The sequence below is a fragment of the Pseudochelatococcus sp. B33 genome, from assembly GCF_053570585.1.
Genome location: NZ_JBSEFH010000024.1, coordinates 76,651 through 100,018 on the forward strand (window position 1 = coordinate 76,651; position 23,368 = coordinate 100,018).

Here is a 23,368-nt window from a genome sequence, read left to right on the forward strand (position 1 = left end):
GTCGCCTTCGGGAAGGGATCATGCTCGATCGAATGGATGGATCGGGATGGCCGCGCATGAAGGCCGTCCCGGCAGATAGATAGCGGAGCCCGAAATGGCCAAGCTTGGCGTCATCACCGACGGCATCAGCCGTGATCCCGAACACGCGCTGCGGGTCGCAGCCGAAGCCGGACTGGAATATGCCGAATTCCAGTTCGTTTGGGACAAGGAAGTCGGCGACCTCGACATCGGCGAGATCCGTCGGCTGAAGGATCTGGTGCACCGGTATGGCCTCAAGGTCTCCTGCATTTCCCGCCACATTCTGGGCGGGAACATCACCATGGCCACCAAGCCGACGGACGAGGTCTACCGCCACCACCTGGATGCGCTGCATCGCTGCATCGCCATGGCGCATGAGATCGGTTCGCCGCTCGTGCGTACCTTCAGCGGGCGCAAGGAGCAGATTCTGTTCGGCCGCAACGGCGCCGACCACTGGAACGTCGCCAAGGGCGCGTGGGATGCGCTCGCGCCGCTGATGGAGCCGGCCGTGCGCATCGCCGAGAAGGAAGGGATCGTGCTCGTCGTCGAAACCGGCAACGGCACCATGATCAATTCCAGCTGGACCGCCCGCAAGCTGCTCGACGAGATCGACAGCGACCACTTCAAGGTGCTCTGGGATCCCGCCAACAACTGCTGGGCCCATGAGCGCGCCTATCCGGACGGCTACGAACTCATCCGCGGCAAGTATCTCGGCCACATCCACCTGAAGGATGTCTTCGTCGACACGCCGAAGGCGACGCTGGAGGTGCGCAATCTCGGCGAGGGCGACCTCGCCGACCAGCTATGGCCGCTGGCCAATGCGCTCAAGTCGGACGGCTATGACGGCGTGATCTCCTATGAGAGCGTCTACCGGCCGGACGGCGGGACGTTCGAGGATGGCTTCCACGCGGCGATCGGCCGCTTCAAGGCGATCTTCGGCTAACGCATGAACCCCGAGGCGGGTGCCGCTTTGGGATCGTGCGCCATCAAGGAATCGGAGCGGGATGGCTTTCAGGCGAAAGTCTTTCCGCTCCGATCACCCGGACGCGCACCGCGCGGGAAGAAGCGGCCGACGCCGGGCGGCTCATCTGCCTAATGGGTGTTCTGTATTGAACAGATTCACATACGTGTCTGAAAATCTCACGATGCATATCGGGAAAGGGTAACTTTTTTGCCGCAAGGGCAGGGAGGAGCGTCGATGACAGATCTCTGTTGCCACTTTCCGGTTCTGCCCGAGGCTGGAGCATGTCCATGATCCGCATCGCCCTCTTCGGAGCGGGCAGGATCGGCCAGATCCACGCCCGCAACATCGCCGCCAATCCGCGGGCGCGGCTCGCCCGCATCGTCGACCCCGACTCCGCCGCCGCGGCAAGGATCGCCGCGATCACCGGGGCGAGCGCGGCCAGCCGCGAGGACACTCTCGCGGCCGATGATGTCGACGCCTTCATCATCGGCAGCCCGACGGACAGCCATGCCGGCCTGCTGGAGGCCATGGCGGAGCTGGGCAAACCCATCCTGTGCGAGAAGCCGATCAGCCTCGACTTCGCGGCTGCGCGGGCCTGCTCCGACCGCCTGGAGGCGGCCGGCGCCCGCTGCATGATGGGCTTCCACCGTCGTTTCGATCCCAGCTTCGGCCAGGTGCGCCGGCAGGTGAGGGCAGGCGACGCGGGCAAGATCTACCAGGTCTGCATCGCCTCGCGCTCCTGGGCGCCGCCGCCGCCCGACTATGTGCGCCAGTCCGGCGGGCTCTTCCGCGACCAGAGCATCCACGACTTCGACATGGCGCGCTTCATTCTGAACGAGCCGATCGTCAGCATCTACGCCGTGGGCGGCTGCATGATCGACGAGCGGATCGGCGAACTCGGCGACATCGACTCGGCCATGATCACGCTCGTCGCGCAGTCCGGCGCGCTGGTGTCCATCCACAATGGCCGCTTCGCCGCTTTCGGCTACGACCAGAGGCTGGAGGTGCTTGGCACGAGGGCGGCCTATCTGGTCGACAATGCACGGTCCGACGCGGTCATACGCGGCGATGGCGGCGGCTTCCTGTCGGCGCCGCCCGAGCCGACGTTCGCGGAGCGCTACCGCCTCGCCTACGAGCGCGAGCTGGATCGCTTCCTCGACTTCGCCGAGGGACAGGAGACCGAGGTCGCCACCCACAGGGACGGCCTGGCGGCGCAGGAACTGGCCGAGGCGGCGTTGTGGTCCTGCCGCGCCGGCGCGCCGGTGGAGCTGTGCTGCTGACGGCGGGGAAACGCTTCAAGGGAGGTGTTGACGATGCTCAATGCGATGGTGGAGGTAATCGGGCGCCGGCTGCGGGTCGGCGTGGTCGGGGGTGGCGAGGGTTCGCTGATCGGCGCCGCCCATCGCGTCGCCATGCGTTTCGACGACCGCTACGAGATCGTCGCGGGCGTGCTTTCCAGCAACAGCGGCAAGGCGCTGGAGCAGGGGCGGGCGCTCGGCATTCCGCGTGCTTACGGCTCGCTGGGCGAGATGCTGTCGGCAGAAAAGGCGCGCGAGGACGGCGCCGACATTATCGCCATCATGACGCCGAACGACAGCCACGTCTCGGCGTCGATCGCGGCGCTGGACGCCGGCTACCACGTCATCTGCGACAAGCCTGTCGCCAACGATCTGGCCGGTGCCAAAGCGCTCGCCGCCCGGGTCCGGGCGAGCGGCAGACACTTCCTCGTCACCTACAACTACACCGGCTATCCGATGGTCAGGCAGGCGCGCGAGATGATCGCGGCCGGCGATATCGGCGAGCCGCATCTGGTCGAGGTCCGCTACGCCCAGGGCAATCTGAGCATGCCGGTCGAGCGGGGCGTGCTGTCGCGCCAGCTCGAATGGCGTCTCGACCCGGTCAAGGGAGGCGTCAACAACCTTCTGCTGGACATCGGCACGCACGCCCATCACCTGGCGACCTACGTTACCGGACGGGCGTTCGAATCCGTCTATGCCGATATCGGCCCGGCCCTGCCGGGGCGCCGCTTCGACGACACCGCCGTGATCCTGGGGCGGCTCGCGGGCGGCCTGCGCATCGCGCTCTCCGTCACCAAGGCTGCGACCGGAGCGCCCCAGGTGTTCGGCATCGAGGTCTATGGCGGGAAGGGCGGCATCCGGTGGGAACAGGGCCTGCCCAACGCGCTGAGCGTCACCCGTCAGGATGGGCCGGTCGAGATCTACGGCCGCGCCACCGCCGGCCTGATGCCGCTCGCCGCCCGCTCCCTGCGGATTCCGCTCCATCATCCGGAGGGCTTTCGCGAGGGCTTCGCCAACATCTACGCCAATTTTGCCGACGTGGTCGCGGCCACGATCGCCGGCGTCGCGCCACCGCCCGAGGTCCTCGGCTATCCCGGCATCGCCGACGGCGTCGCAGGCCTCGCCTGGGTCGAGGCCTGCGTCAGGTCCCGCGAGGAAGGGCGCTGGATCGCGGTCGAGAATGCCGCTGCCGACGCCGCGGAGACGCCGCCATGAGCTATCAGTTCGATTTCGGCGTCATTCTGAAGAACTACGACATCCTGCTGGAAGGGACGTGGCTCACGATCCAGCTCTCGGTCATAGCGATGACGTGCGGCCTCGCCATCGCGCTGACCATGGTGATCGCCCGCCGGTCCGGTTTCCCTCCGGCCGAAATGATAGCGGTGGCCTACGTCGAGATCGTCCGCAACACGCCCTTCCTGGTGCAGATCTTTCTCTTCTACTTCGGCCTGCCGACGCTCGGCATCCGCATGTCGCCGAACACGGCGGCGATCGTGGCGCTGTCGATCAATGTCGGCGCCTACGCCACCGAGATCATCCGCGGCGGCGTCGATTCCATCGACAGGGGTCAGGTCGAGGCCGGTCTGGCGACAGGGCTCCGCCCGCTGCAGGTGTTCCGCTACATCATTCTGAAGCCGGCCATGCGTGCCATCTATCCGGCGCTCACCAGCCAGTTCATCCTCATCATGCTGACCTCCAGCGTGGTCGCCTCGATCTCGGCGAACGAGCTGACCTACGTCGCGCAGACGCTGGAGACGATGACGTTCCGGAGCTTCGAGATCTACTTCGTCGTCACCGCCATCTATCTCATCCTGACCTTTCTCCTGTCGCGAATCTTCGACCTGATCTTCAAGGTCGTGTTTGCCTATCCGGCGAGGTAGCGCGATGCTGACGGTCCGCGACTTCGGTATCGACGAATTCCTCTTCCTGCTTGCCGGCATACCGTGGACGATCGGCCTGTCGCTGATCGCCTTCTGCGGCGGCTCCATCGGCGGGCTGGTGATAGCCCTGGCGAGGGCGGCCGAGAATCCCGTCCCGCAGTACTCCGCCAAGGCCATTATCGAGCTCTTTCAGGGGACGCCGCTGCTGATGCAGCTCTTCCTGACCTATTTCGGTCTCGGGCTGCTCGGCTTCCCGCTCAACCCGTGGATGGCGGCGGCGGTCGCCTTCACGCTCCATGCGAGCGTCTTCCTCGGCGCGATCTGGTACGGCTGCATCAGGGCCGTGCCGAAGGGCCAGACGGAGGCGGCCTCGGCCCTGGCGCTGGGCTACCGGGACCGCATGCGCTACGTGATCCTGCCGCAGGCGTTCCGCATCTCGCTGCCGGCCACGGTGGGCTTCCTCGTGCAGCTCATCAAGGGCACGTCCCTTGCCGCCATCATCGGCTTCGTGGAACTCGCACGTTCGGGGCAGATCATCTCCAACGTTACCTGGCAGCCACTGCTCGTCTACAGCATCGTCGCCGCGTTCTACTTTGTCCTGTGCTGGCCGCTGTCGAAATACAGTTCCTACCTCGAGCGTCGCTACGCCGAGGCCGATCGATGAAGCCATTGTCAAGAAAGGAGGAATGATCGAACCGAACTCAGTGCGAATCCCAGAGGACGACAATGAAAACAATGAATTAGTGGAGGAAAAGAAATGTCTCTGTTCAGGAAATATCTGCGTCGCTCGCTGCTCAGGCTCGGCGTTGTGATGGCCATGGGCGCCGGCATCGTTGCCGCGTCACTGCCGACGACCGCATCGGCCGGGGTTCTCGACGACATCAAGGCCCGCGGCAGGCTGATCGTTGGCATCCAGGCCGAAAATCCGCCTTGGGGTTTCGTCGATTCGAGCGGCAAGAGCATCGGGTATGACGCCGACGTGGCCCACCTCATGGGCGAGGCGCTCGGCGTGCCGGTCGAGTTCGTGCGCGTCACCACGCCGAACCGTATCGCCCAGCTCCAGACCGGCAAGGTCGACGTGCTGATCGCCGTGCTCGGCATGTATCCCGACCGCGCCGAGGTGGTGCAGTTCTCGAGGCCCTATTCGACGCTGCGCAACATCGTCATCGCGCCCAAATCGATGGACATCAAGGATTTCCCGGATCTCGCCGGACTCAATGTCGGCGTTTGCCGCGGCTGCAACCAGGACAAGGTGCTGACCGAGAACGTCCCCGCGAGCACGACGCTGCAGCGCTTCGACGATGACGCCGCGACCGCGCAGGCCCTGCTGTCGGGGCAGGTGCAGGTCATCGGCGGCAACAACACGTACCTGGCCAATATCAGCAAGGTCAAGCCGGACCACGACTTCGAGCAGAAGTTCGTCCTGACCGTGCAATGGACGGGCATGGGCATGCGCAAGGGCGATCCCGAGTTCCTCGCCTGGACCAACGGATTCATCGACGAGATCACGAAGAGCGGCCAGCTGAACAAGATCAGCCAGACATGGCTGCTTGAGGATCTGCCGGAGTTCCCGGCCGAAATCGAGGGCGTCCCCTTCTGATCCGATGTCCGACCAGGAAAAGGAAGCCACGATGACGACCATCGACATCAATCCAGTACATGTCGTGACCGATGAGGTGATCGTCAGGCTGCAAGGCGTCGAGAAATGGTTCGGCGCCTTTCAGGCCCTCAAGAACATCAATCTCGAGGTCCACGCCCGCGAGCGCATCGTCATCTGCGGCCCGTCGGGCTCCGGCAAGTCGACGCTGATCCGCTGCATCAACGCGCTGGAGAGCATTCAGGCCGGAACGATCACGGTGCAGAACATCAGCCTCGACGACAAGAACGCCATCTTCGCGGTTCGCCGCGAGGTCGGCATGGTGTTCCAGCAGTTCAACCTGTTCCCGCACATGACCGTGTTGCAGAACTGCATGCTGGCGCCGATCAAGGTGCGCGGCGTCTCCAGGGAGGAGGCGAAGCGCACGGCCATGAGCTATCTGGAACGCGTCCGCGTCGCCGATCAGGCGGAGAAATATCCGGCGCAGCTGTCCGGCGGCCAGCAACAGCGCGTCGCGATCGCGCGGGCGCTGTGCATGTCGCCGGCGCTGCTGCTGTTCGACGAGCCGACCTCGGCGCTCGACCCGGAGATGGTGAAGGAAGTGCTCGACACGATGGTCGAGCTGGCGGAGGCCGGCATGACGATGCTCTGCGTCACCCACGAGATGGGCTTCGCCAGGGCCGTCGCCGACCGCGTCATCTTCATGGACCACGGCGAGATCGTCGAGAGCGCCCGCCCGGCGGAATTCTTCGCCAATCCGAAGCACGAGCGGACGCGCAACTTTCTGGCCAAGATCCTGTGACGCAGGCCGGATCCACGATCAACGTCCGGCCCAAGAGGAAAGCAGTCATGAAGATAGGCATCATCGGCGCGGGCGCCATGGGCAGCATCGTCGGCGCGCGGCTGACGCGCGCCGGCGTCGACACCACCCTGTTCGACACCTGGCGCGAGCACGCGGACGCCATCCGCGCCAACGGCCTGACGATCGAGATGGATGACGGCCCGTTCACCGTCCCGGCCAGGATCTTCGCGCGTCCCGCGGACGGCATGCGTTTCGATGTCGTCGTCATCCTCGTCAAGGCGCAGGCGACGCGGCAGGCCGCGGCGATCGCCGGGGAGCATCTCGCCGGGAGCGGTGCCGTGATCTCGTTCCAGAACGGGCTCGGCAACGAGGAGGTGGTGGCCGATGTCGTCGGCGCCGGGCGAACGCTGGGCGGCACGCTCTATTTCGGGGGCAACGTCATCGCGCCGGGGCGCGTCAAGCATTCCAACCCGAAGGCCGGGATCGCCGTCGGCGCCCTGCGGGCCGAAGGGCGGGCGGCCGCCGGCCGGCTGGCCGAGGCGCTGCGCCGCGCGGGCTTCGCGTGCAAGGTCGATGACGATGTCATGGCGCTCAAGTGGCAGAAGGCGCTGCTCAATGTGGGCACGAACCCCTTCGCGACCATTCTGAACCTGCCCAACCGCGCCGCCGGCGACCACCCTGACATCCGCGAGGCGATGATCGCCTGCTGCAGCGAGGCCATAGCGGTCGCCAAGGCCCGGGGCATCGCGCTGCCCGGCGGCGACGACCCGCGCGACTACGTCCGCCAGGGCACCGACGTGCACAATTACGAGCACAAATCGTCGATGTGCATGGATCTCGCCGCCGGCCGCGCGACCGAGGTGGACACGATGAATGGCGCTATCGCCCGCTTCGGCGCCGAGGTCGGCGTGGCGACCCCGCTCAACACCACGGTGACCGCCGCGATCCACCGCATCGAGCAGGAAATGGCCAGGAAGACGGCCGGCTGACCCTCCGGACAGGCGGCGGGCGCGACGCCGGCGGCGCCCCTCATCCACGGCCCGGCCGGCGCCCGCCTTCAAACGAAGAACCGTCATGTCCGTCCATCAGCATATCGAGACCGCGCAGAGCCAGATGCTGGCGAGCGCGATGATTGTCACGGCCGTATCCCTGTTTGCGATCGGCGACATGTTCTCCAAGATCGTCTCGACCGGCTCCGGCCCGCTGATGGCGCTGTGGGGGCGGCACATCTTCCTTTTCCTGCTGGTATCGCCGCTGCTCATCCAGGAGCGTCCGTCCGATCTCTTCCGCGGCCGGAACGCGCCGTTGCTCGCCTTCCGGTCCCTGATGCCGGTCCTGAGCGGCCTCACCGTCATCGTCGCGATGAAGTTCCTGCCGATAGCCCAGGTGACGGCGGTCATTTTCATCGCGCCGATCATCAGCCTCGCGCTGGCGCGGGTCATCCTCGACGAACCCGTCAACGCGCTGGGCTGGCTGGCCGTTTTCGTCGGCTTTCTCGGTGTCCTGCTCATCACCCGGCCGGGCACCGCCTCCTTTAGCTGGTACATGGTCCTGCCGGTGATCGGCGGTATCGGCATCGCCTGCAACCAGGTCGTGACCCGGCACCTGGCGACCCGCATCCGCGCACGCACCGCGCTGCTCCATGTCAGCATCACGGGGCTTGTCGTGAGTACCGCGCTGCTGCCGTTCGGCTGGCATCCGATGACGGCGCTGGAGTGGGGCATGACCGCCGTCACAGGGCTGATGCAGGCGATCGGACAGTTCCTGTTCCTCGCCGCCTTTGCCCGGGCGCGCGCCTCCGCGGTCGCCCCCTTCACGTATGCGCAATTGGTGATGGCCGCCATCTGCGGCTACCTCGTCTTCGGCGAGGTGCTGACGCCCGCCGCGCTCACCGGCGCGGTACTGATTACCGGCGCAGGGCTGGTCACCCTGGTGAGGCGCCGATGATGGCCGGGCCGTATCGTCGGATGGGCGCGGGGCCTTCAGCCGCCGGTCGCGGCAAGGAGGCCGGCGGCGGCCTCGAACATGATCCGCGCCTGCGCCCGTGGCTCGATGGGCCGGTGCGCGCCGGAGAGCGGTGTCTCCACGCCGATCCCGGTTGCAGGCGGGAGCGCCTTCAGCATGTCCGCAAGCGGGAAGTCGCCCTCGCCGGGCAGCAGCCTTTCGGTCCGCGCCTCGCGCGGCAGGTCGTCCGGGTAGGGAGGGGCGAGGGGGCCGTCGCAGAGCTGGAACGAGCCGATCAGCCCGGCCGGCGTCTCGGCCAGGAGGCTGACGGGGCTCGCCGACCGGACCATGTGCAACGCATCGACCAGCACATGGGCATTGGCCGCGCCGGCGCGTTTCAGAATGTCGAGCGCCTCCGCGAGCCCCCGCACCGGCCGGAAGGGCATGAACTCCAGGTCGACGGCTATTCCGTGCCCGGCGGCGTCCTCGGCCAGGGCCGCGAGCCTGTCGGCGAGGGCGCCGAAATCCGCGTCGTTGCCCGCCACCGTCAGCCGCCCGGCGCCGAGGGCCGCGCCGACCTCAAGCACCCGCAGCCAGTCGTCGCGTGTCGTTGCTCCGTCGAGCGCCAGCGTCTCGATGCCGTCGATCGCGATGCCCAGGGCCGCCGCCCGCTCGCGCACCGCCCGCAGCCGCTGCGAGCCGGCGGGGAGTTCGTGCACCGGCGCCCCCGGGGCAGCGGCACGGGTGCGCAGGCTGACACCGGAGAAGCCGGCTGCGGACGCCGCCTCGATCAGTTCGAGCGGGGGGAGGGCGATGAGGCTCTGGTGGGCGAGGCATAGCGGTTTCATGGGCGTTCGGCTCCTCGGCTGCCCGGCGCGCTGCAATCGTTTCGGGGCCGTATGCACTTGACCCGCCGTTCGACCGGAATTATGATAGTTTCATATATGAACTAATTCGTCAATAAGAACCAAATCGGGAAAGGGAGATCGCCATGTCTGATCTGGCGCGCTGGTTTTCGTTGGAGGGGAAGGTCGCGCTGGTCACCGGCTCGGCGCGGGGTCTCGGCTGGGCGATGGCGCAGGCCCTGGCGGGCGCGGGCGCCCATATCATCCTCAACGACATCAACGAGGAGGCGCTGGAGGCCAGCGCCAGGGAACTCGCCGGGAAGGGCGGGAAGGTCTCGACCGCGCTGTTCGACGTGACCGACGAAGCCGCGGTCCGCCAGGCGGTGGCGCAGGTCACGGCCAGCACCGGAACCGTCGACATCCTCGTCAACAATGCCGGCTTCCAGAACCGGAAGAACTTCATCGACTACGAGCTGGACGAAATCCGCAAGCTGATGGACATCCACTATTTCGGCTCGGTGAATGTGACGCGGGCGGTGATCCCCGGCATGCAGGCGAAGCGCGGCGGCCGTCTGATCTTCGTCAGCTCGCTGTCGCTGAAGTCGATGCGCGTGCCGATGTCGGCCTATGCCGGCGCGAAGGGCGCCCTGACCTCGCTGATGAACGCGCTCGCGATGGAGCTGGGGCCATGGGGCATTACCAGCAACGCGATCGCGCCCGGCTTCTTCATCACCGAGATGTCGCGCAAGCTCGTGGAGGACGAGGCGTTCAACGCCTACATCAAGAACCGTGTGGCGCTGAACCGCTGGGGCGACCCCTCCGACCTCGAAGCGGCGGTCGTGTTCCTCGCCGGCCACGGCGCGAGCTACATCACCGGCCAGGTCATCGAGATAAACGGCGGCATCCTGACGACCGTCTGAGAGAGCGGCCGCCTCAATAACCGCGCTTGCCCAGCCACTGCCGCATCATCTCGATCTCTGCTTCCTGCGCCGAGATCACCTCTTCGGCCAGGGCGCGGACTTCCGGGTCGCTGCCGTGTTCGAGCACCACCCGCGCCATGTCGATGGCGCCTTGATGGTGCGGGATCATGCCGCGCATGAAATCGACGTCGGCATCGCCGGTGAACGCAATCCCCATGCCTTCGTGCATGCGGTCGTTGGCCGTGCGGTAGGCTGCCGTCGCGGGGGAATCCTCGCCCGCCGGCGCGGCCGGACTGCCGTGATCCGCGTGTTCATCGGTCTGGGAGGCATGGCCGCCATGGTTCATGTCGCCGGCCGGCGACATGTGGCTCTGGGCGAAGGCGAGACCTGCCGCGGCCATGAGCGCGCCGGCGATGAAAATGGGTGTCAGCTTGTTCATGGCCGCCTCATCCGGTTGCGCGTGCGGGATAGCCGGCGGCCGCCAGCGCGCGCTCGATGTCGGGCTGAGGCGCCACCGTCTCCACGCTGACGGTGCGGGCGGCCGGATCCATCGCGATCCGGGCTTGAGGATCGAGCCCCTGGATAGTCTCGGTTACGGTCTTTACGCAGCCGTCGCAGGCCATGTTGTCGATACGGAACTGCATGAGAACCTCCGTTGATTCCGTCCCATGCGCCTACAGATAGGGCTTCCCAGCGTTGGAAGGTCAAGATCGCGGGGCCATTTTTTGCCGCTTGACCTTCCAACGGTTGGAATGTTCACCCTATCGCACGACATATGGATGAAGCGCGCATGTGGATAGAGCGCATATGGAGCCAGCGATGAACGCCCCGGTGAAGGACAAATCCGCGACAGCCGTCAGCCTGCCGATCAAGGGCATGAGCTGCGCGTCGTGCGCCGGGCGCGTCGAAGCCGCCCTGCGCAAGGTCGTCGGAACCGGCACGGTGAGTGTCAATCTCGCCACGGAACGCGCCGACATCAGGGCCGATGGTCCTCTCGACCGGGCAGCGCTGGTGCGGGCCGTCGAGGCGGCGGGATATTCGGTGCCGGCGGGTCTGACCGAGCTTGCCATCGATGGCATGTCCTGCGCGTCCTGCGTCGGCAACGTGGAGCGGGCGTTGAAGGCCGTGCCGGGCGTGACCGAGGCCACCGTCAACCTGGCGACCGAACGGGCGCACGTGCGCGGCACCGCCGATGCGGACGCGCTGATCGCCGCCGTCGCGGGTGCGGGTTACGCTGCCAGGGCGCTGGATCGCGGCGTGGACGACGCCGACGAGACGGCGGCGAAGAAAGAGGCCGAACAGGCTGGGCTCAAGCGCGACGTCATGCTCGCGGCGGTGCTCACGCTGCCGGTCTTCGTACTGGAGATGGGGGCTCACCTCGTTCCCGGCATCCATGACCTCATCATGACGACGATCGGCATGCAGTGGAACTGGTATATCCAGTTCGCGCTGACAACGCTCGTGCTGTTCGTCCCCGGCATCCGCTTCTACGAGCAGGGCTTGCCGGCGCTCGCGCGGCTGGCGCCCGACATGAATTCGCTCGTCGCGGTGGGGACGATGGCGGCCTATGCCTATTCGATGGTGGCGACCTTCGCGCCCTCGCTGCTGCCGGCCGGCACGGTCAACGTCTACTACGAGGCGGCGGCGGTGATCGTGACGCTGATCCTGCTCGGCCGCTTCCTCGAAGCGCGCGCCAAGGGCCGCACGTCCGAAGCCATCAAGCGGCTCGTCGGCTTGCAGGCGAGGACCGCACGCGTGCGGCGGGACGGACGGACGGTCGAGATCGTCATCGGCGAGGTCGTGCCGGGCGATGTGGTCGAGGTGCGCCCCGGCGAGCGCGTGCCTGTCGACGGCGAGGTCGTCGAGGGCGAGAGCTATGTCGATGAATCGATGATCACCGGCGAACCCATCCCCGTGGCCAAGTCGCCAGGCAGCGCGGTCGTCGGCGGTACGGTCAACCAGCAGGGCGCGTTCGCCTTCACCGCCACCGCGGTGGGCGGCGCGACCATGCTCGCGCAGATCATCCGCATGGTGGAGGAGGCGCAGGGCTCCAAGCTGCCGATCCAGGCGCTGGTCGACAAGGTGACGATGTGGTTCGTGCCCGCGGTCATCGGCGTGGCGGCCGTCACGTTCCTCGTCTGGTTCTTCCTCGGCCCGTCTCCGGCGCTGACCTTCGCGCTGGTCAACGCGGTCGCCGTGCTCATCATCGCCTGTCCCTGCGCCATGGGGCTCGCGACCCCCACCTCGATCATGGTTGGCACCGGCCGGGGCGCGGAAATGGGCGTGCTCTTCCGCAAGGGCGAGGCGCTGCAGCTCCTGAAGGACGCCCGCGTGGTGGCGGTCGACAAGACCGGGACGCTGACCGAAGGCAGGCCCGCGCTCACCGATCTGGAGGTCGCGGAGGGTTTCGAGAGGGGCGAGGTGCTTGCGCGCGTCGCGGCGGTCGAGGCCAGATCCGAGCACCCCATCGCGCGCGCCATCGTCGAGGCGGCCGAGGCCGAGGGCCTCGGCCTGCCCGCGATAACCGGCTTCGAGTCCGTTACCGGCTTCGGCGTCAGGGCCGAGGCCACGGGCGAGAGCATCGAGATCGGCGCGGACCGTTACATGAAAAAGCTCGGGCTCGACGTCTCCGCCTTCGCACCGACCGCTGCGCGGCTCGGCGACGAGGGCAAGTCGCCGCTCTATGCCGCTGTCGGCGGCAGGCTCGCAGCGATCATCGCGGTTGCCGATCCGATCAAGGAGACGACGCCGCAGGCTATCACGGCGCTGCACGATCTCGGCCTCAAGGTCGCGATGATCACCGGCGACAACGCCCGCACCGCGCAGGCCATCGCCCGCCGGCTCGGCATCGACGAGGTGGCGGCCGAGGTCCTGCCTGAAGGCAAGGTCGAGACGGTCAGGAAGCTCAAGGCCGAGTACGGCAAGCTCGCCTTCGTCGGCGACGGCATCAACGACGCCCCCGCGCTCGCCGAGGCCGACGTGGGCATCGCCATCGGCACGGGCACCGACATCGCCATCGAGGCGGCCGACGTGGTGCTGATGTCCGGGAGCCTGAGGGGGGTGCCGAACGCCATCGCGCTCTCCCGCGCCACGATCGGCAACATCAAGCAGAACCTGTTCTGGGCCTTTGCCTATAACACGGCGCTGATCCCGGTCGCGGCCGGGGTTCTCTATCCTGCCTTCGGCATCCTGCTGTCGCCGATCTTCGCCGCCGGCGCGATGGCGCTGTCCTCGGTGTTCGTGCTCGGCAACGCGCTGCGCCTGCGCACGTGGAAACCGGCCGCGGCCGCGCCGGGGACCGTCACGCACGCGCATTGAGAAAGGAGAACCGGCTATGAATATCGGTGCAGCGGCACGCGCCTCCGGCGTCTCGGCCAAGATGATCCGCTACTACGAGCAGACCGGCCTCATCCCGCCGGCCGGCCGCACCGCGTCCGGCTATCGCGACTATTCCGCCTCGGACGTGCACGTGCTGCGCTTCATCCGGCGTGCCCGCGATCTCGGCTTCTCGGTCGCCGAGATCAACGAACTGCTGGAGCTGTGGCGGGATCGCAGCCGCCGCAGCGCCGACGTCAAGCGCGTGGCGCGGGTGCACATCGCCGAGCTTCGGCAGAAGATCGAGAATCTCAAGCAGATGGCCGACACGCTCCAAGCGCTTGCCGACTGCTGCGCCGGCGACGAACGGCCCGACTGCCCGATCCTCGCCGATCTCGCCACCGGCGACGCGCATCTGTCGACCGCGCCCCGCGCGGGCGCCGTCGATCGCCTGCAATGAGCCTGTTGCATCAAACCAAAAAATGGGTGCATTTTTTGGATAAATTCGATGCACAAACAAAGAGATAGAGCAAAGTGAGATTGAATGCATTTTGCTCTGGCCCAAGCCTCAGGGTGAAATGGAGGTGTCCTCCGGGGCGGTCATGCCGCCCTGCAGAATCCGGGCGAGGAGGGGGGCGTCGATGTTGCCGCCGGACAGGATGACGGCAACCTCGCGCCCGCGCATCCGGTTCCGCTCCTGCAAGAGGGCGGCCAGACTCGCGGCGCCGGCGCCTTCCGCCACGTTATGGGTATCGGCGAACAGGATGCGGATGGCGTCGCACACCGCGTCGTCGCTGACGGCGACGATGCGGTCCGCGCCTTTGGCGTAGATCCCGAACGCCTCCCGCACCGGTTCCCGGACGGCGAGGCCGTCCGCCATCGTGTCGGCGGTGGCGGTGGTGACGATGCGGCCGCTCTCGAACGACAGTTTCGCCGCCGCCGCTTCGGCCGACACCACGCCCACCACCGCCGTCGGGAGCCCGAGCGCGTCGCGCGCCGCGATGGCGCCGCAGATGCCGGAACCGCAGCCGATGGGAACATAGAGCGTGTCGACCGTCGGGGCGGCGGTGAAGAGCTCCAGCGCACAGGTGGCGACGCCGCGCACGATCTCGCGATGGAATGGCGGCACCGGAAACAGGTTCTCCTCGGCAGCGATCCGGGCGGCTTCGACGCGTGCGGCGTCGAAATCCGCGCCGAAGGTGACGATCTCGCCGCCGAAGGCCTGCATGGCGGCGTTCTTTTCGGGCGAATTGCCGTGGGGCACGACGATCACCGCCCGCAACCCGGCCGCTGCCGCGGCGCGCGCCTGGCTCTGCCCGTGGTTGCCGCGCGTGGCGGTGACGATGCCGCGCACCTCGGGATGCGTGCGCTTCAGCCAGTCCATGAAGGTCACGCCGCCGCGCACCTTGAAAGCGCCGGTGGGTGTGTGGTTCTCGTGCTTGACGTGGACGACCGCGCCCGTCCGCCTGTTGAGGAGCGGCCAGACGTGCTGCGGCGTGGGGGGCACCTGCGCGCGGACGAGGCGCGCGGCTTCCATGAGTTCGTTTTTGCCAAACATGACGTTTCCCGGATAGACTGAATCCTGTGTCGAATCTGGCTTCGCGGAGCGGACCGGTCTTTCAGGAAAATGACATCGGGTGGCGGGCAGGAGCAGGTTGCGATGGCGGAGCCGATACGGCGGATCGTCTGCGAAAGCGCCCGGCTCGAGCTGCTGCCGGCGCGTCCCTACGAGGCGCGCTACGTGGCGGATGCCGACGGCATCGGCTTCGCGTTCGATCTGCAACGGGGGATGCATTCCTTCGGCAGCGACCGCGTGGGCGCCTTCTGCACGCGCCCCAACAGCGCGGCTTTCGTGCCGAAGGGGTGCGACGTCTATTCCCGTTCGCCCACGGGGGGCGAGTACCTCGTGGTGGCGCTGAACCGGGTGCCGGAAACGCCGCTGTCATGCAGCGGGCGCTTCACCGATGTCATCCTTCCCCCGGTCGTCGCGGCCGCGCACCGGCTGCGTGCCCGCCTGCTGGCGGAAGCCGTCGAACCGATGCTGGTCGACGGCGAGGTGCATGAACTGCTGCATCGGTTCGTGCTTCAGGCGTTGCCGGCGCCGGTCTGTCGCGACGCCGAACGGTGGATGACGTCGCGGCGCCTGAAGACCATCACCGACCTGGTCGAGGCGCGCCTCCACGGCCCGCTGACGGTGGGCGAACTGGCGCGGGAGCTCGGCCTGTCCGCCGGCTTCTTCACCCGGGCGTTCAAGGCGGCGACGGCGCGCGCTCCCCACAGCTACATCGTCGATCGCCGGATCGCGCGGGCGCGCCGGCTGCTGTCGGCGTCCGGCCGGGGATCCGCCGGCGCTTGCGGGCTCGCCGACGTCGCGCTGGCGGCGGGCTTCTCCTCGCAGGCGCACATGACGTCGGCCTTCCGGGAACGCCTCGGCCTGTCGCCCGGACGCCTGCGGCAACAGACTGCGCGGTGCTGATGGCGGTCGCCGAGCTATGCGCGGCAAGCTGAGCACCGTGCCGGAGACAGGCATGGAAATCACATCGATTTCCGGGTAAATAGGGGTCGCGGGCCGCCTGCCGTTCCGGCGGATCCGGGTTCCGACAAACACGGCCGTTCCGAGAAAGACAATCATGGCGGGGGAGGCGCTGGCGCGCAGAAATATCCTTGTGCTTACACTCGCGCAATCGCTGGGGGCCGCAGGCCCGCCGATCATCATCTCGCTCGGCGGGATCGTCGGCCAGATGCTGTCGCCGGACGCCGCGCTGGCGACGCTGCCCGTGAGCCTGTTCAGTTTGGGGCTGGCGGCCGGCACGATTCCGGCCGCGCTCATCATGCGCCGTTTCGGCCGCCGGAGCGGCTATCTGCTCGGCGCGGGCATCGGCGTCTTCTCGGGACTGGTGGCGACGCTCGGGATCGTGTCGTCGGCGTTCGCCGTCTTCTGCCTCGGCACTTTCATGGCCGGGTTCTACGGCTCCTATGTGCAGAGCTATCGCTTCGCGGCGGCCGACGCGGCAACCGGCGCGCTCAAGGACAAGGCGATTTCGTGGGTGATGATCGGCGGCCTCGTCGCGGCGGTGATCGGCCCGCAGCTCGTCATCTGGACACGTGACGCCTTTCCGGCGGCTCCCTTCGCCGGCAGTTTCCTCAGTCAGGCGGCATTGGCGCTGCTTGCCCTGCCGGTGCTCATGCTGTTGCGCTCGCCGCCGGCAGCGCTTGCCGGCACACGCCCGTCAGGCGGCCGGCCGCTGCGGGAACTCCTGCTCATGCCGCGCCTGCAGCTCGCGATCGCCGCGGGCGTGGTGTCCTACGCCCTGATGAGCTTCGTCATGACGGCGGCGCCCATGGCGATGGTCGGTTGCGGCTTCACGGTGGGCGAGGCGGCTCTCGGCATCCAGTGGCACGTGCTGGCGATGTTCGCGCCGAGCTTCATCACCGGCCATCTCATGGTCCGGTTCGGCAAGGAGAGGGTGACGGCGCTCGGCCTGCTGATGATCGCCGCTTCCGGAGCGGTGGCGCTGATGGGGCTGGAGCTGGCCCACTTCTGGATTTCGCTCGTCCTGCTCGGTGTGGGCTGGAATTTCGGCTTCATCGGCGCTACCGCCATGGTGACCGATTGCCACACGCCGGAGGAGCGGGGGAAGGTGCAGGGTCTCAACGACTTCGTGATGTTTGGAACCGTCGCTGCCGCTTCCTTCTCGGCGGGCGCGCTGCTGACGGCCTCCGGCTGGGAACTGATCAACTGGCTGGTCTTTCCGGCGGTCGCTCTCGTGCTCGTTCCCCTGCTGCTGCGGCGGTCGCGTGCGGGTTTTGCTTCTTTGCCCTGACTATTGCCTCATGCATCGGGTTGTCCCAGAAGACGGTACCCTTTTGGGTTCGGTGCTCAAGCCGTGTCCGGTCAGGGCAGCGTCACGACGATGCTGCCGCGTTTGCGTCCCGAGTCGGCGCGGACATGGCCGCGGGGCAGCTCGGTGAAAGGCACGACACTGTCGATCAGGGGATGAAAGCCGCCGTTCGCCCATGCCTCGACCAGCATGGCCAGATCCTCGGGCTTTTCGGCCGCCGGCCCGGCGATGCAGCGGCGACTGCCGCGGGGGCGGGCGAGGAGGTCGCCCATGCCGCCGGCAATCGCCAGATATCGCCCGCCTTCGGCGAGAATGGGCCGGGCGCTTGCGAATGTCAGCGCGCCCACCGCATCGGCCACGATGTCGTAGGCCGCGTTCAGGCGGGCGAGGTCCTGCGCCATATAGTCGATCACCGCGCCTGCGCCGAGACCGCGCACGAGGTCCAGATTGCGCGTGCTGGTCACGCCCGTCACCTCGGCGCCCGCCGCCGCAGCCAGCTGCACGAGCGCGGAGCCGACCGTGCCCGACGCCCCGATGACCAGCACGCGCTGCCCGGTCCGCAAACCGGCCCGCTGCAGGAAATCGCATGCGGTGGTGCCGCCGAAGCCAATGGCTGCCGCCACGTCGGGCGGCATCGTCTCCGGGCGCGGCACAACCGGCCCGTCCTCGCGCACCAGGGCATATTCCGCGTGCCCGCCGCCGCGCGCTCCGGTCATGGCGATCACCGCGTCTCCGGCCGAGAAACGGCTGGCTTGCGCCCCCGCCGCGACCACGATGCCCGTCAGCTCCGCTCCCAGTATCGGCCGGCGCGGACGGCGGATGCCAAAGGCCGCCCGCCCGATCAGCCCCATACCGCGCGGGAAATCCATGGCCCGGAGGCGCCTGTCGCCGGCCGAAACCGTCGTTGCCTGAACTGCGATCAGGAGATCGCGGGCCCCGGGTCGCGGTAGCGGCATGTCGCGCAGTTCCAGAACGTCCGGGCCGCCGTAGGCGCGCACGAACCAGGCTCGCATCGTGGCGGGGAGGGACATGGTGCAACCTTCCATGGGGCAAGGACGATCGCGACGGCCGGCGCAACGGCTTCCCCCATCCGCGAGCCGCCGTCGCCGGGCATGCATGATGCCTACACCGAAAATATCTCGGCCGATTGAAGCAGCTTGCGTTTAATTTGAGCATCAAATTAAACGCAAGCTGCGGAAAACTGTAGAGGTCAGAATGGGCTGCTGTCACTCGAGGCCGAGATAGAGCTTGCGCACCACGTCGCTCCCGCGCAGCGCGTCGGCGTCGTCGGCCGACAGCGCGATCTCGCCGTGGACCAGCACATAGCCGCGATCGGCGATGCGGATCGCCTGCTGGAAGTTCTGCTCGGCCATCAGCACCGTCAGCCCGAGCGCGCGCTTCAGTTCCGCGATCTTGTCGATCATGCGGGCGACGAGGATGGGCGCGAGCCCCACGGACGGTTCGTCCACGAGCAGGATCTTCGGCGCGGACATCATGGCCCGCGCCAGCGCCAGCATCTGCTGCTCGCCCCCCGACATCGAGCCCGCAAGCTGGCGGCGCCGTTCCTTGAGGCGTGGAAAGGTGTCGAAGCAGAACGCGCGGTTCTCCTCGATCCGCCCGCGCGCCGCGCGGGGCAGCGCGCCCAGCATCAGGTTCTCGTCGACCGTGAGCTTCGGGAACAGCCGCCGGCCCTCGGGGACGAGCGAGATGCCGAGGCCGACGATCTCCTCGGTGGAGAGGGTGGACAGGTCGTGCTCGACGCCGTCGATGCGCGCGCGGACGCGGCCGCTGGTCGGGCGGACCTGGCCCGTCAGGCACTTCAGCAGCGTGCTCTTGCCGTTGCCGTTGGTGCCGAGCAGCACCACGGTCTCGCCGCCCGGAACCTCGACGTCTATGCCGCTCAGCACCTTGACAGCGCCATATCCGGCGTGGAGGCCCTCTACGCTCAGTTGGCTAGCCAAGGTATGCCCTTTCGACTTCCGGATGGGCCATGACGTCGCGGGGGGCGCCGTCGGCGATCTTGCGGCCGGTGACGAGCACGACGATCCGCTCGGAGAAGCCCATGACCGCGCGCATGATGTGCTCGATCAGGATGATGGCGATACCCTGCCGGTTGAGCTTGAACAGGAGTTCGAGAATTTCATCCACCTCGTGATCGGACAGGCCGGCCATGGCCTCGTCGGCGATGAGCAGGCGCGGATTGGCCGCGAGCGCACGGCCAAGCTCCAGCTTGCGCAGTTCCACCTGGCTGAGGCTCGCGGGCGCGTTGCCGCCGCGTCCGGCAAGACCGATCGAGGCGAGAATCTCCTCCGCGCGTTCCGCGTTGCGCTGCCGGTCGGTCTCTCCGACGGCGAACATCAGCGGAATCTCGATGTTCTCGCGGATCGTCAGCCCCTTGAACGGACGCGGAATCTGGAAGCTGCGCGCCAGCCCCATGCGCGCCCTGCCGTGCGCCGGCATGCGGGTGATATCGGTATCCTCGAACACGATCCGCCCGTCGTCCGCGATCAGCGCGCCCGTCAGGCAGTTGACGAAGGTGCTCTTGCCCGATCCGTTGGGGCCGATGAGCCCCACGCGCTCCCCCGGCGAAAGCGTGAAATCGATGCCGTCGAGCGCGACGAAGCCGCCGAACCTCTTGCCCACGCCCGAGACCGATAGAAACGGGACGCTCACGATCGCCTCCTCCTCAGCTTCGCGACGATGCCCATGATCCCGCCCGGCGCGATGGACGTGCAGACGACGAGCAGGATGCCGACGATCATGAGATTGGCGGCCGAGGAGATCGTGACCGTCGCGAATTGCTGGATCGTGCCGAGCAGAACCGCGCCGATCACCGGGCCGAGCCATGTGCCCGTGCCGCCGATGAGCGGCATGGCGATGGCGTTGACGGCGATGGTGAGGTTGAACGCGGTGTTTGGATCCACATAGGTGATGAAATACGGAAACGGCGCTCCCGCCACGGCCAGCAGGGCGCCGCTCAGCGTGGTCGCGATCAGCTTCATCCTGAGCGACGCGACGCCCGAGCATTCGGCCGCGGTCTCGTCGTCGCGTATCGCCGCGAGCCCGCGCCCCAGCCACGAGTTCTCCACGAGGCGCGCGATGGCGACGGCGCCCACCGCGAGCGCGAACATCAGCAGGCACAGGTAACGCGCGTAGCTGCCGAAGAAGGGCACTTCATCCGGCCGCAGGATGTAGGCGCCGCGCGCGCCGCCGACGAAATGCCAGTTGACGATGAACGTATGCAGCACCACCGCGAGCGCGAGCGTGCCGATGGAGAAGAACACGCCGCGCAGGCGCAGCGTGAGATACCCCATCGCCAGCCCGAACACGCCGCCGACGACGGCTGCGACAAGCACGAGCACCGGAATGGGCAGCGGATGCAGCAGGTGGATGAGGACCGATCCGTAGACGCCCAGCGCGAAGAAGCCAGCGGAGCCGAAATTGACGTAGCCGGCATAGCCGCCGAGAATATTCCAGGCGGTGGCGATGACCACGTATTGCAGCACCGTGTAGGCGGCGAGATAGGCGTAGTCGGAGCCGATGGAGTCGAGACCCGCGAACAGCACGACGCCGATGGCGGCCGCCGCAACGAGCCACAGGATCTGGCGGTTTTTACGCCGGCCCGCGGCCGGCAGAACGGAGGACACGCTGCTCATCGGCCGAGAATCCCGTTTGGCCGCACGGCGAGCGTGACGAGCAGGAAACCGAAGGCGACAGCCGGGCTCCAGGCCGCGCCCGCATAGGTGGCGGTCATGGATTCCGCCACCCCCAGGATCGAGGCCGCGAGGACGGTGCCGGCCAGGCTCGTCATGCCACCGAGCACGCAGATCGCGAAGGCGCGCCCGATGAACTCGCGGCCGATCGACGGCTCTATCGGCTGAATGATGATCAGCAGCGCGCCGGCGATCGCGGCCGTGGCGATGGACAGGCCGAAGGCCACTTCCTTGATGCGCGCCGGATTGCCGCCCACGAGCCGCAACGCGCCGGGATCCTGGCTCACCGCGAGGATCGCACGGCCGGTGAAGGTGCTGCCGAGATAGAGCCAGATCAGGCCCACCGTCAGCAGCCCGATGGCGAACGGGACGATCATGCGCAGCGGCGCCGACAGGAAGCCGATCGACAGTGTCGGGCCGATATAGGGCGCCTCGACGAAGCGGTAGTCGACGCCGAAGACGAGAAGCAGCCCGACCTCGACGATGAACAGAAGGCCGAAGAAGAAGGCCAGCCCCTGCAGGGAATCGGCATTCCGGCGCTCGAAGACGCGGTTGTAGTAGCGGTAGAGGCCGCGCCCGAGCACGTAACCGAAGGGTGCCGCGATGAGCGCGGCCAGCAGCGGGTCGAGGCCGTAGCTCAGGTTCAGCCAATAGGCGACGAAGGCCCCGAGCATGATGAAGGCGGGGTGCGCGATGTTGACGATGTCCAGCATGCCGAAGGCGACGGTGATGCCCACCGCCACGGCGGCGTAGAAGCCGCCGAGGAGGAGCCCTGACAACAGTGCGTTGCCAAAGAGATCGATCGAGAACTCCATCACATCAGCTTCCGCTTGCGGGAAACGGCGTGCGCAGGTCGCCCGATCTGAACTCGGCGGGATGCAGGATCACCTGCGTGCCGGCCTGCGTGAACTGGTCGAGGCCGTTCCCCTTCACGCCCTGGTACTGGGCGGTCAGGATGCGGGGCGTCGCCCACTCGCCGCGATCGCCGAAGGTGATTCGCCCCACCACGGTGTCGAAGCTGTTGGCGCGGATGTGATCGGCCAGCTTGCCGTCGTCGAGCTCGCCCACCGCGTTGACGGCCGCCTCCAGAATCTGCATTTCCGCATAGGCGAAAGGCGGGATATAGAGGCCGAGCGGGTCGACGCCCGCCGCATTGGCGCGGGCCCGGTATCGTTCGAGGAAATCGACGATGCCGGGAAAGTTCATCGTCGGCTCGGGCAGATAGAGGTCGTAATAGACCACGTTGTTCAGCATCTCGCCGAGCTGGTTCTTCAGGGCCGAGAACTGCAGCCCGATCATGCCGCCGCCGAGCATTTTCGCGCCGAGGCCGACCTCGTGAACGGCGCGGATCATGCCGGCCGAATCCGGCGGATAGGACGCGATATAGACGAGATCCGGACCGGTCGCCCTGATGGCGCGGACGATCGAGGAGAAATCGATGGTATTGGGCGGATACGTCCTGTCGTACACGATCTTGATGCCGGCCTCTGTCGCGTTCTCCCGCGCGCCGTCCAGCGCTAGGATCGAGAATTCCGCATCGGCGCCGACGAGGGCGACCGACGCCGGCTTTTCCGGCAGGCCCATCGCCAGCTCGAAATACCCGCGCGAGAACTCGACCTTGGCGTTCGGCCCGTTCGGCTGGAGCTGGAAATAGCGGTCGTAGTTGAACTGGTCGTTGGCGGCCAGCGCGAAGAGAGACAGGAAGAGTTTCTTCCGCTGCATGACGATCGGCATCGCCGCTGCCGTGGGCACGGTCGCGTAGCCGGAGATCACGAGATCCACCCGGTCGATGTCGAGCAGCTTGGAGTAGATACCCGGTACGGTCGACGGATTGCTCTGGTCGTCATAGTGGACGAGTTCGACCTTGCGGCCGAGCAGGCCGCCGCGGGCGTTCACCTCGTCGGCCCATATTTGATAGGCGAGCAGGGCCGCCTTGCCGCCCGCCGCGAGACCGCCGCTGAGCGCCATGCCCATGCCGATGCGGATGGGGCGCTCCTGGGCGGCCGCTCCCCTTGACGTGACCGCGAGCAAGCTGGTCGATATCGTGCCGGTCAGAAGCCTGCGTCTGGTAAACATGCTGTCCTCCCCTGTGAAATGGCCGGCGAGGCGGGCTTGATGCCCTTCTGAGGTCCCGCTCGGTGCCGGGCGATTCGGCGGCCGGCCGCATCGCGCAAATCGTTCACCTGTTCTTGCTGTTTTGCTTCTCCGCACGGACGGAAGCGTCCGTCCC

24 protein-coding genes are annotated in these 23,368 nt (G+C 67.3%); 14 read left to right on the forward strand and 10 right to left on the reverse strand.

Features of this window, described 5'->3' with window-relative positions; translation table 11 throughout:
- The first annotated feature begins 94 nt into the window (after window positions 1–94).
- The 9 genes from ACUSIJ_RS23000 to ACUSIJ_RS23040 all read left to right on the forward strand — a co-directional run bounded on the left by ACUSIJ_RS23000 (window position 95) and on the right by ACUSIJ_RS23040 (window position 8,506).
- Window positions 95–961 carry a sugar phosphate isomerase/epimerase family protein gene (locus ACUSIJ_RS23000; protein ID WP_449310760.1) on the forward strand — a complete coding sequence of 289 codons (867 nt, stop codon included), beginning with the start codon at window positions 95–97 and terminating at the stop codon, window positions 959–961.
- A 308-nt stretch (window positions 962–1,269) separates the two neighbouring features.
- Complete coding sequence (locus tag ACUSIJ_RS23005) at window positions 1,270–2,262, forward strand: Gfo/Idh/MocA family protein (RefSeq protein WP_449310761.1); 993 nt, start codon at window positions 1,270–1,272, stop codon at window positions 2,260–2,262.
- A 33-nt stretch (window positions 2,263–2,295) separates the two neighbouring features.
- Window positions 2,296–3,495: a Gfo/Idh/MocA family protein gene (locus tag ACUSIJ_RS23010; protein ID WP_449310762.1), complete on the forward strand. Its 1,200-nt coding sequence runs from the start codon at window positions 2,296–2,298 to the stop codon at window positions 3,493–3,495.
- On the forward strand, window positions 3,492–4,160 hold the full coding sequence (locus ACUSIJ_RS23015) for an amino acid ABC transporter permease (protein ID WP_449310763.1): 669 nt from the start codon (window positions 3,492–3,494) through the stop codon (window positions 4,158–4,160). Before ACUSIJ_RS23010 ends, ACUSIJ_RS23015 begins: the two co-directional genes overlap by 4 nt.
- Window positions 4,161–4,164: 4 nt before the next feature.
- Window positions 4,165–4,824: an amino acid ABC transporter permease gene (locus tag ACUSIJ_RS23020; protein WP_449310764.1), complete on the forward strand. Its 660-nt coding sequence runs from the start codon at window positions 4,165–4,167 to the stop codon at window positions 4,822–4,824.
- Between the two features lie 93 nt (window positions 4,825–4,917).
- Entirely contained in the window at window positions 4,918–5,760 is an 843-nt protein-coding gene (locus ACUSIJ_RS23025; protein WP_449310765.1) for a transporter substrate-binding domain-containing protein, read from the forward strand.
- Window positions 5,761–5,791: 31 nt separating this feature from the next.
- On the forward strand, window positions 5,792–6,559 hold the full coding sequence (locus ACUSIJ_RS23030; protein WP_449310766.1) for an amino acid ABC transporter ATP-binding protein: 768 nt from the start codon (window positions 5,792–5,794) through the stop codon (window positions 6,557–6,559).
- A 47-nt stretch (window positions 6,560–6,606) separates the two neighbouring features.
- On the forward strand, window positions 6,607–7,548 hold the full coding sequence (locus ACUSIJ_RS23035) for a ketopantoate reductase family protein (RefSeq protein WP_449310767.1): 942 nt from the start codon (window positions 6,607–6,609) through the stop codon (window positions 7,546–7,548).
- An 85-nt stretch (window positions 7,549–7,633) separates the two neighbouring features.
- Complete coding sequence (locus tag ACUSIJ_RS23040) at window positions 7,634–8,506, forward strand: DMT family transporter (protein ID WP_449310768.1); 873 nt, start codon at window positions 7,634–7,636, stop codon at window positions 8,504–8,506.
- A gap of 35 nt (window positions 8,507–8,541) precedes the next feature.
- Here ACUSIJ_RS23040 and ACUSIJ_RS23045 read toward each other — a convergent pair whose 3' ends face one another.
- On the reverse strand, window positions 8,542–9,351 hold the full coding sequence (locus tag ACUSIJ_RS23045; RefSeq protein WP_449310769.1) for a sugar phosphate isomerase/epimerase family protein: 810 nt from the start codon (window positions 9,349–9,351) through the stop codon (window positions 8,542–8,544).
- A 143-nt stretch (window positions 9,352–9,494) separates the two neighbouring features.
- Here ACUSIJ_RS23045 and ACUSIJ_RS23050 point away from each other — a divergent pair, with 143 nt between their 5' ends.
- Window positions 9,495–10,268, forward strand: a complete 774-nt coding sequence (locus ACUSIJ_RS23050) for an SDR family NAD(P)-dependent oxidoreductase (protein WP_449310770.1) — start codon at window positions 9,495–9,497, stop codon at window positions 10,266–10,268.
- Window positions 10,269–10,281: 13 nt separating this feature from the next.
- On the opposite strand, the gene copM is transcribed toward ACUSIJ_RS23050, so the two are convergent.
- A complete protein-coding gene (gene copM, locus ACUSIJ_RS23055; RefSeq protein ID WP_449310771.1) occupies window positions 10,282–10,707 on the reverse strand; it encodes a CopM family metallochaperone in 426 nt (141 codons plus the stop codon).
- A 7-nt stretch (window positions 10,708–10,714) separates the two neighbouring features.
- Window positions 10,715–10,912, reverse strand: coding sequence for a heavy-metal-associated domain-containing protein (locus ACUSIJ_RS23060; protein ID WP_449310772.1), 198 nt, complete (start codon window positions 10,910–10,912; stop codon window positions 10,715–10,717).
- 175 nt (window positions 10,913–11,087) lie between these two features.
- Here ACUSIJ_RS23060 and ACUSIJ_RS23065 point away from each other — a divergent pair, with 175 nt between their 5' ends.
- Window positions 11,088–13,586: a heavy metal translocating P-type ATPase gene (locus tag ACUSIJ_RS23065; protein WP_449310773.1), complete on the forward strand. Its 2,499-nt coding sequence runs from the start codon at window positions 11,088–11,090 to the stop codon at window positions 13,584–13,586.
- Between the two features lie 16 nt (window positions 13,587–13,602).
- Complete coding sequence (gene cueR, locus ACUSIJ_RS23070) at window positions 13,603–14,043, forward strand: Cu(I)-responsive transcriptional regulator (protein ID WP_449310774.1); 441 nt, start codon at window positions 13,603–13,605, stop codon at window positions 14,041–14,043.
- 108 nt (window positions 14,044–14,151) lie between these two features.
- Here the strand turns inward: cueR and ACUSIJ_RS23075 are convergent, their stop codons facing one another.
- Entirely contained in the window at window positions 14,152–15,141 is a 990-nt protein-coding gene (locus ACUSIJ_RS23075; RefSeq protein WP_449310775.1) for a threonine dehydratase, read from the reverse strand.
- Window positions 15,142–15,243: 102 nt separating this feature from the next.
- On the opposite strand from ACUSIJ_RS23075, the gene ACUSIJ_RS23080 reads away from it, so the two are divergent.
- Window positions 15,244–16,059, forward strand: a complete 816-nt coding sequence (locus ACUSIJ_RS23080; protein ID WP_449310776.1) for a helix-turn-helix domain-containing protein — start codon at window positions 15,244–15,246, stop codon at window positions 16,057–16,059.
- A gap of 154 nt (window positions 16,060–16,213) precedes the next feature.
- Window positions 16,214–17,407 carry an MFS transporter gene (locus tag ACUSIJ_RS23085; RefSeq protein ID WP_449310777.1) on the forward strand — a complete coding sequence of 398 codons (1,194 nt, stop codon included), beginning with the start codon at window positions 16,214–16,216 and terminating at the stop codon, window positions 17,405–17,407.
- Window positions 17,408–17,478: 71 nt separating this feature from the next.
- Here ACUSIJ_RS23085 and ACUSIJ_RS23090 read toward each other — a convergent pair whose 3' ends face one another.
- The 6 genes from ACUSIJ_RS23090 to ACUSIJ_RS23115 form a co-directional block, all read right to left on the reverse strand.
- Window positions 17,479–18,456 carry an NAD(P)-dependent alcohol dehydrogenase gene (locus ACUSIJ_RS23090; protein WP_449310778.1) on the reverse strand — a complete coding sequence of 326 codons (978 nt, stop codon included), beginning with the start codon at window positions 18,454–18,456 and terminating at the stop codon, window positions 17,479–17,481.
- A 195-nt stretch (window positions 18,457–18,651) separates the two neighbouring features.
- A complete protein-coding gene (locus tag ACUSIJ_RS23095) occupies window positions 18,652–19,386 on the reverse strand; it encodes an ABC transporter ATP-binding protein (protein WP_449310779.1) in 735 nt (244 codons plus the stop codon).
- A complete protein-coding gene (locus ACUSIJ_RS23100; protein WP_449310780.1) occupies window positions 19,379–20,098 on the reverse strand; it encodes an ABC transporter ATP-binding protein in 720 nt (239 codons plus the stop codon). Before ACUSIJ_RS23100 ends, ACUSIJ_RS23095 begins: the two co-directional genes overlap by 8 nt.
- Window positions 20,095–21,081: a branched-chain amino acid ABC transporter permease gene (locus tag ACUSIJ_RS23105; protein WP_449310781.1), complete on the reverse strand. Its 987-nt coding sequence runs from the start codon at window positions 21,079–21,081 to the stop codon at window positions 20,095–20,097. Before ACUSIJ_RS23105 ends, ACUSIJ_RS23100 begins: the two co-directional genes overlap by 4 nt.
- Window positions 21,078–21,953, reverse strand: a complete 876-nt coding sequence (locus ACUSIJ_RS23110; RefSeq protein ID WP_449310782.1) for a branched-chain amino acid ABC transporter permease — start codon at window positions 21,951–21,953, stop codon at window positions 21,078–21,080. Before ACUSIJ_RS23110 ends, ACUSIJ_RS23105 begins: the two co-directional genes overlap by 4 nt.
- A 4-nt stretch (window positions 21,954–21,957) precedes the next feature.
- Entirely contained in the window at window positions 21,958–23,214 is a 1,257-nt protein-coding gene (locus ACUSIJ_RS23115; RefSeq protein WP_449310783.1) for an amino acid ABC transporter substrate-binding protein, read from the reverse strand.
- Window positions 23,215–23,368 lie beyond the last annotated feature (154 nt).

Bases quoted from the DNA above. Each gene is read 5' to 3' on its own strand.
- ACUSIJ_RS23000 (WP_449310760.1), top strand. From the start codon at position 95: ATGGCCAAGCTTGGCGTCATCACCGACGGCATCAGCCGTGATCCCGAA.
- ACUSIJ_RS23005 (WP_449310761.1), top strand. From the start codon at position 1,270: ATGATCCGCATCGCCCTCTTCGGAGCGGGCAGGATCGGCCAGATCCAC.
- ACUSIJ_RS23010 (WP_449310762.1), top strand. From the start codon at position 2,296: ATGCTCAATGCGATGGTGGAGGTAATCGGGCGCCGGCTGCGGGTCGGC.
- ACUSIJ_RS23015 (WP_449310763.1), top strand. From the start codon at position 3,492: ATGAGCTATCAGTTCGATTTCGGCGTCATTCTGAAGAACTACGACATC.
- ACUSIJ_RS23020 (WP_449310764.1), top strand. From the start codon at position 4,165: ATGCTGACGGTCCGCGACTTCGGTATCGACGAATTCCTCTTCCTGCTT.
- ACUSIJ_RS23025 (WP_449310765.1), top strand. From the start codon at position 4,918: ATGTCTCTGTTCAGGAAATATCTGCGTCGCTCGCTGCTCAGGCTCGGC.
- ACUSIJ_RS23030 (WP_449310766.1), top strand. From the start codon at position 5,792: ATGACGACCATCGACATCAATCCAGTACATGTCGTGACCGATGAGGTG.
- ACUSIJ_RS23035 (WP_449310767.1), top strand. From the start codon at position 6,607: ATGAAGATAGGCATCATCGGCGCGGGCGCCATGGGCAGCATCGTCGGC.
- ACUSIJ_RS23040 (WP_449310768.1), top strand. From the start codon at position 7,634: ATGTCCGTCCATCAGCATATCGAGACCGCGCAGAGCCAGATGCTGGCG.
- ACUSIJ_RS23045 (WP_449310769.1), bottom strand. From the start codon at position 9,351: ATGAAACCGCTATGCCTCGCCCACCAGAGCCTCATCGCCCTCCCCCCG.
- ACUSIJ_RS23050 (WP_449310770.1), top strand. From the start codon at position 9,495: ATGTCTGATCTGGCGCGCTGGTTTTCGTTGGAGGGGAAGGTCGCGCTG.
- copM (WP_449310771.1), bottom strand. From the start codon at position 10,707: ATGAACAAGCTGACACCCATTTTCATCGCCGGCGCGCTCATGGCCGCG.
- ACUSIJ_RS23060 (WP_449310772.1), bottom strand. From the start codon at position 10,912: ATGCAGTTCCGTATCGACAACATGGCCTGCGACGGCTGCGTAAAGACC.
- ACUSIJ_RS23065 (WP_449310773.1), top strand. From the start codon at position 11,088: ATGAACGCCCCGGTGAAGGACAAATCCGCGACAGCCGTCAGCCTGCCG.
- cueR (WP_449310774.1), top strand. From the start codon at position 13,603: ATGAATATCGGTGCAGCGGCACGCGCCTCCGGCGTCTCGGCCAAGATG.
- ACUSIJ_RS23075 (WP_449310775.1), bottom strand. From the start codon at position 15,141: ATGTTTGGCAAAAACGAACTCATGGAAGCCGCGCGCCTCGTCCGCGCG.
- ACUSIJ_RS23080 (WP_449310776.1), top strand. From the start codon at position 15,244: ATGGCGGAGCCGATACGGCGGATCGTCTGCGAAAGCGCCCGGCTCGAG.
- ACUSIJ_RS23085 (WP_449310777.1), top strand. From the start codon at position 16,214: ATGGCGGGGGAGGCGCTGGCGCGCAGAAATATCCTTGTGCTTACACTC.
- ACUSIJ_RS23090 (WP_449310778.1), bottom strand. From the start codon at position 18,456: ATGTCCCTCCCCGCCACGATGCGAGCCTGGTTCGTGCGCGCCTACGGC.
- ACUSIJ_RS23105 (WP_449310781.1), bottom strand. From the start codon at position 21,081: ATGAGCAGCGTGTCCTCCGTTCTGCCGGCCGCGGGCCGGCGTAAAAAC.
- ACUSIJ_RS23110 (WP_449310782.1), bottom strand. From the start codon at position 21,953: ATGGAGTTCTCGATCGATCTCTTTGGCAACGCACTGTTGTCAGGGCTC.
- ACUSIJ_RS23115 (WP_449310783.1), bottom strand. From the start codon at position 23,214: ATGTTTACCAGACGCAGGCTTCTGACCGGCACGATATCGACCAGCTTG.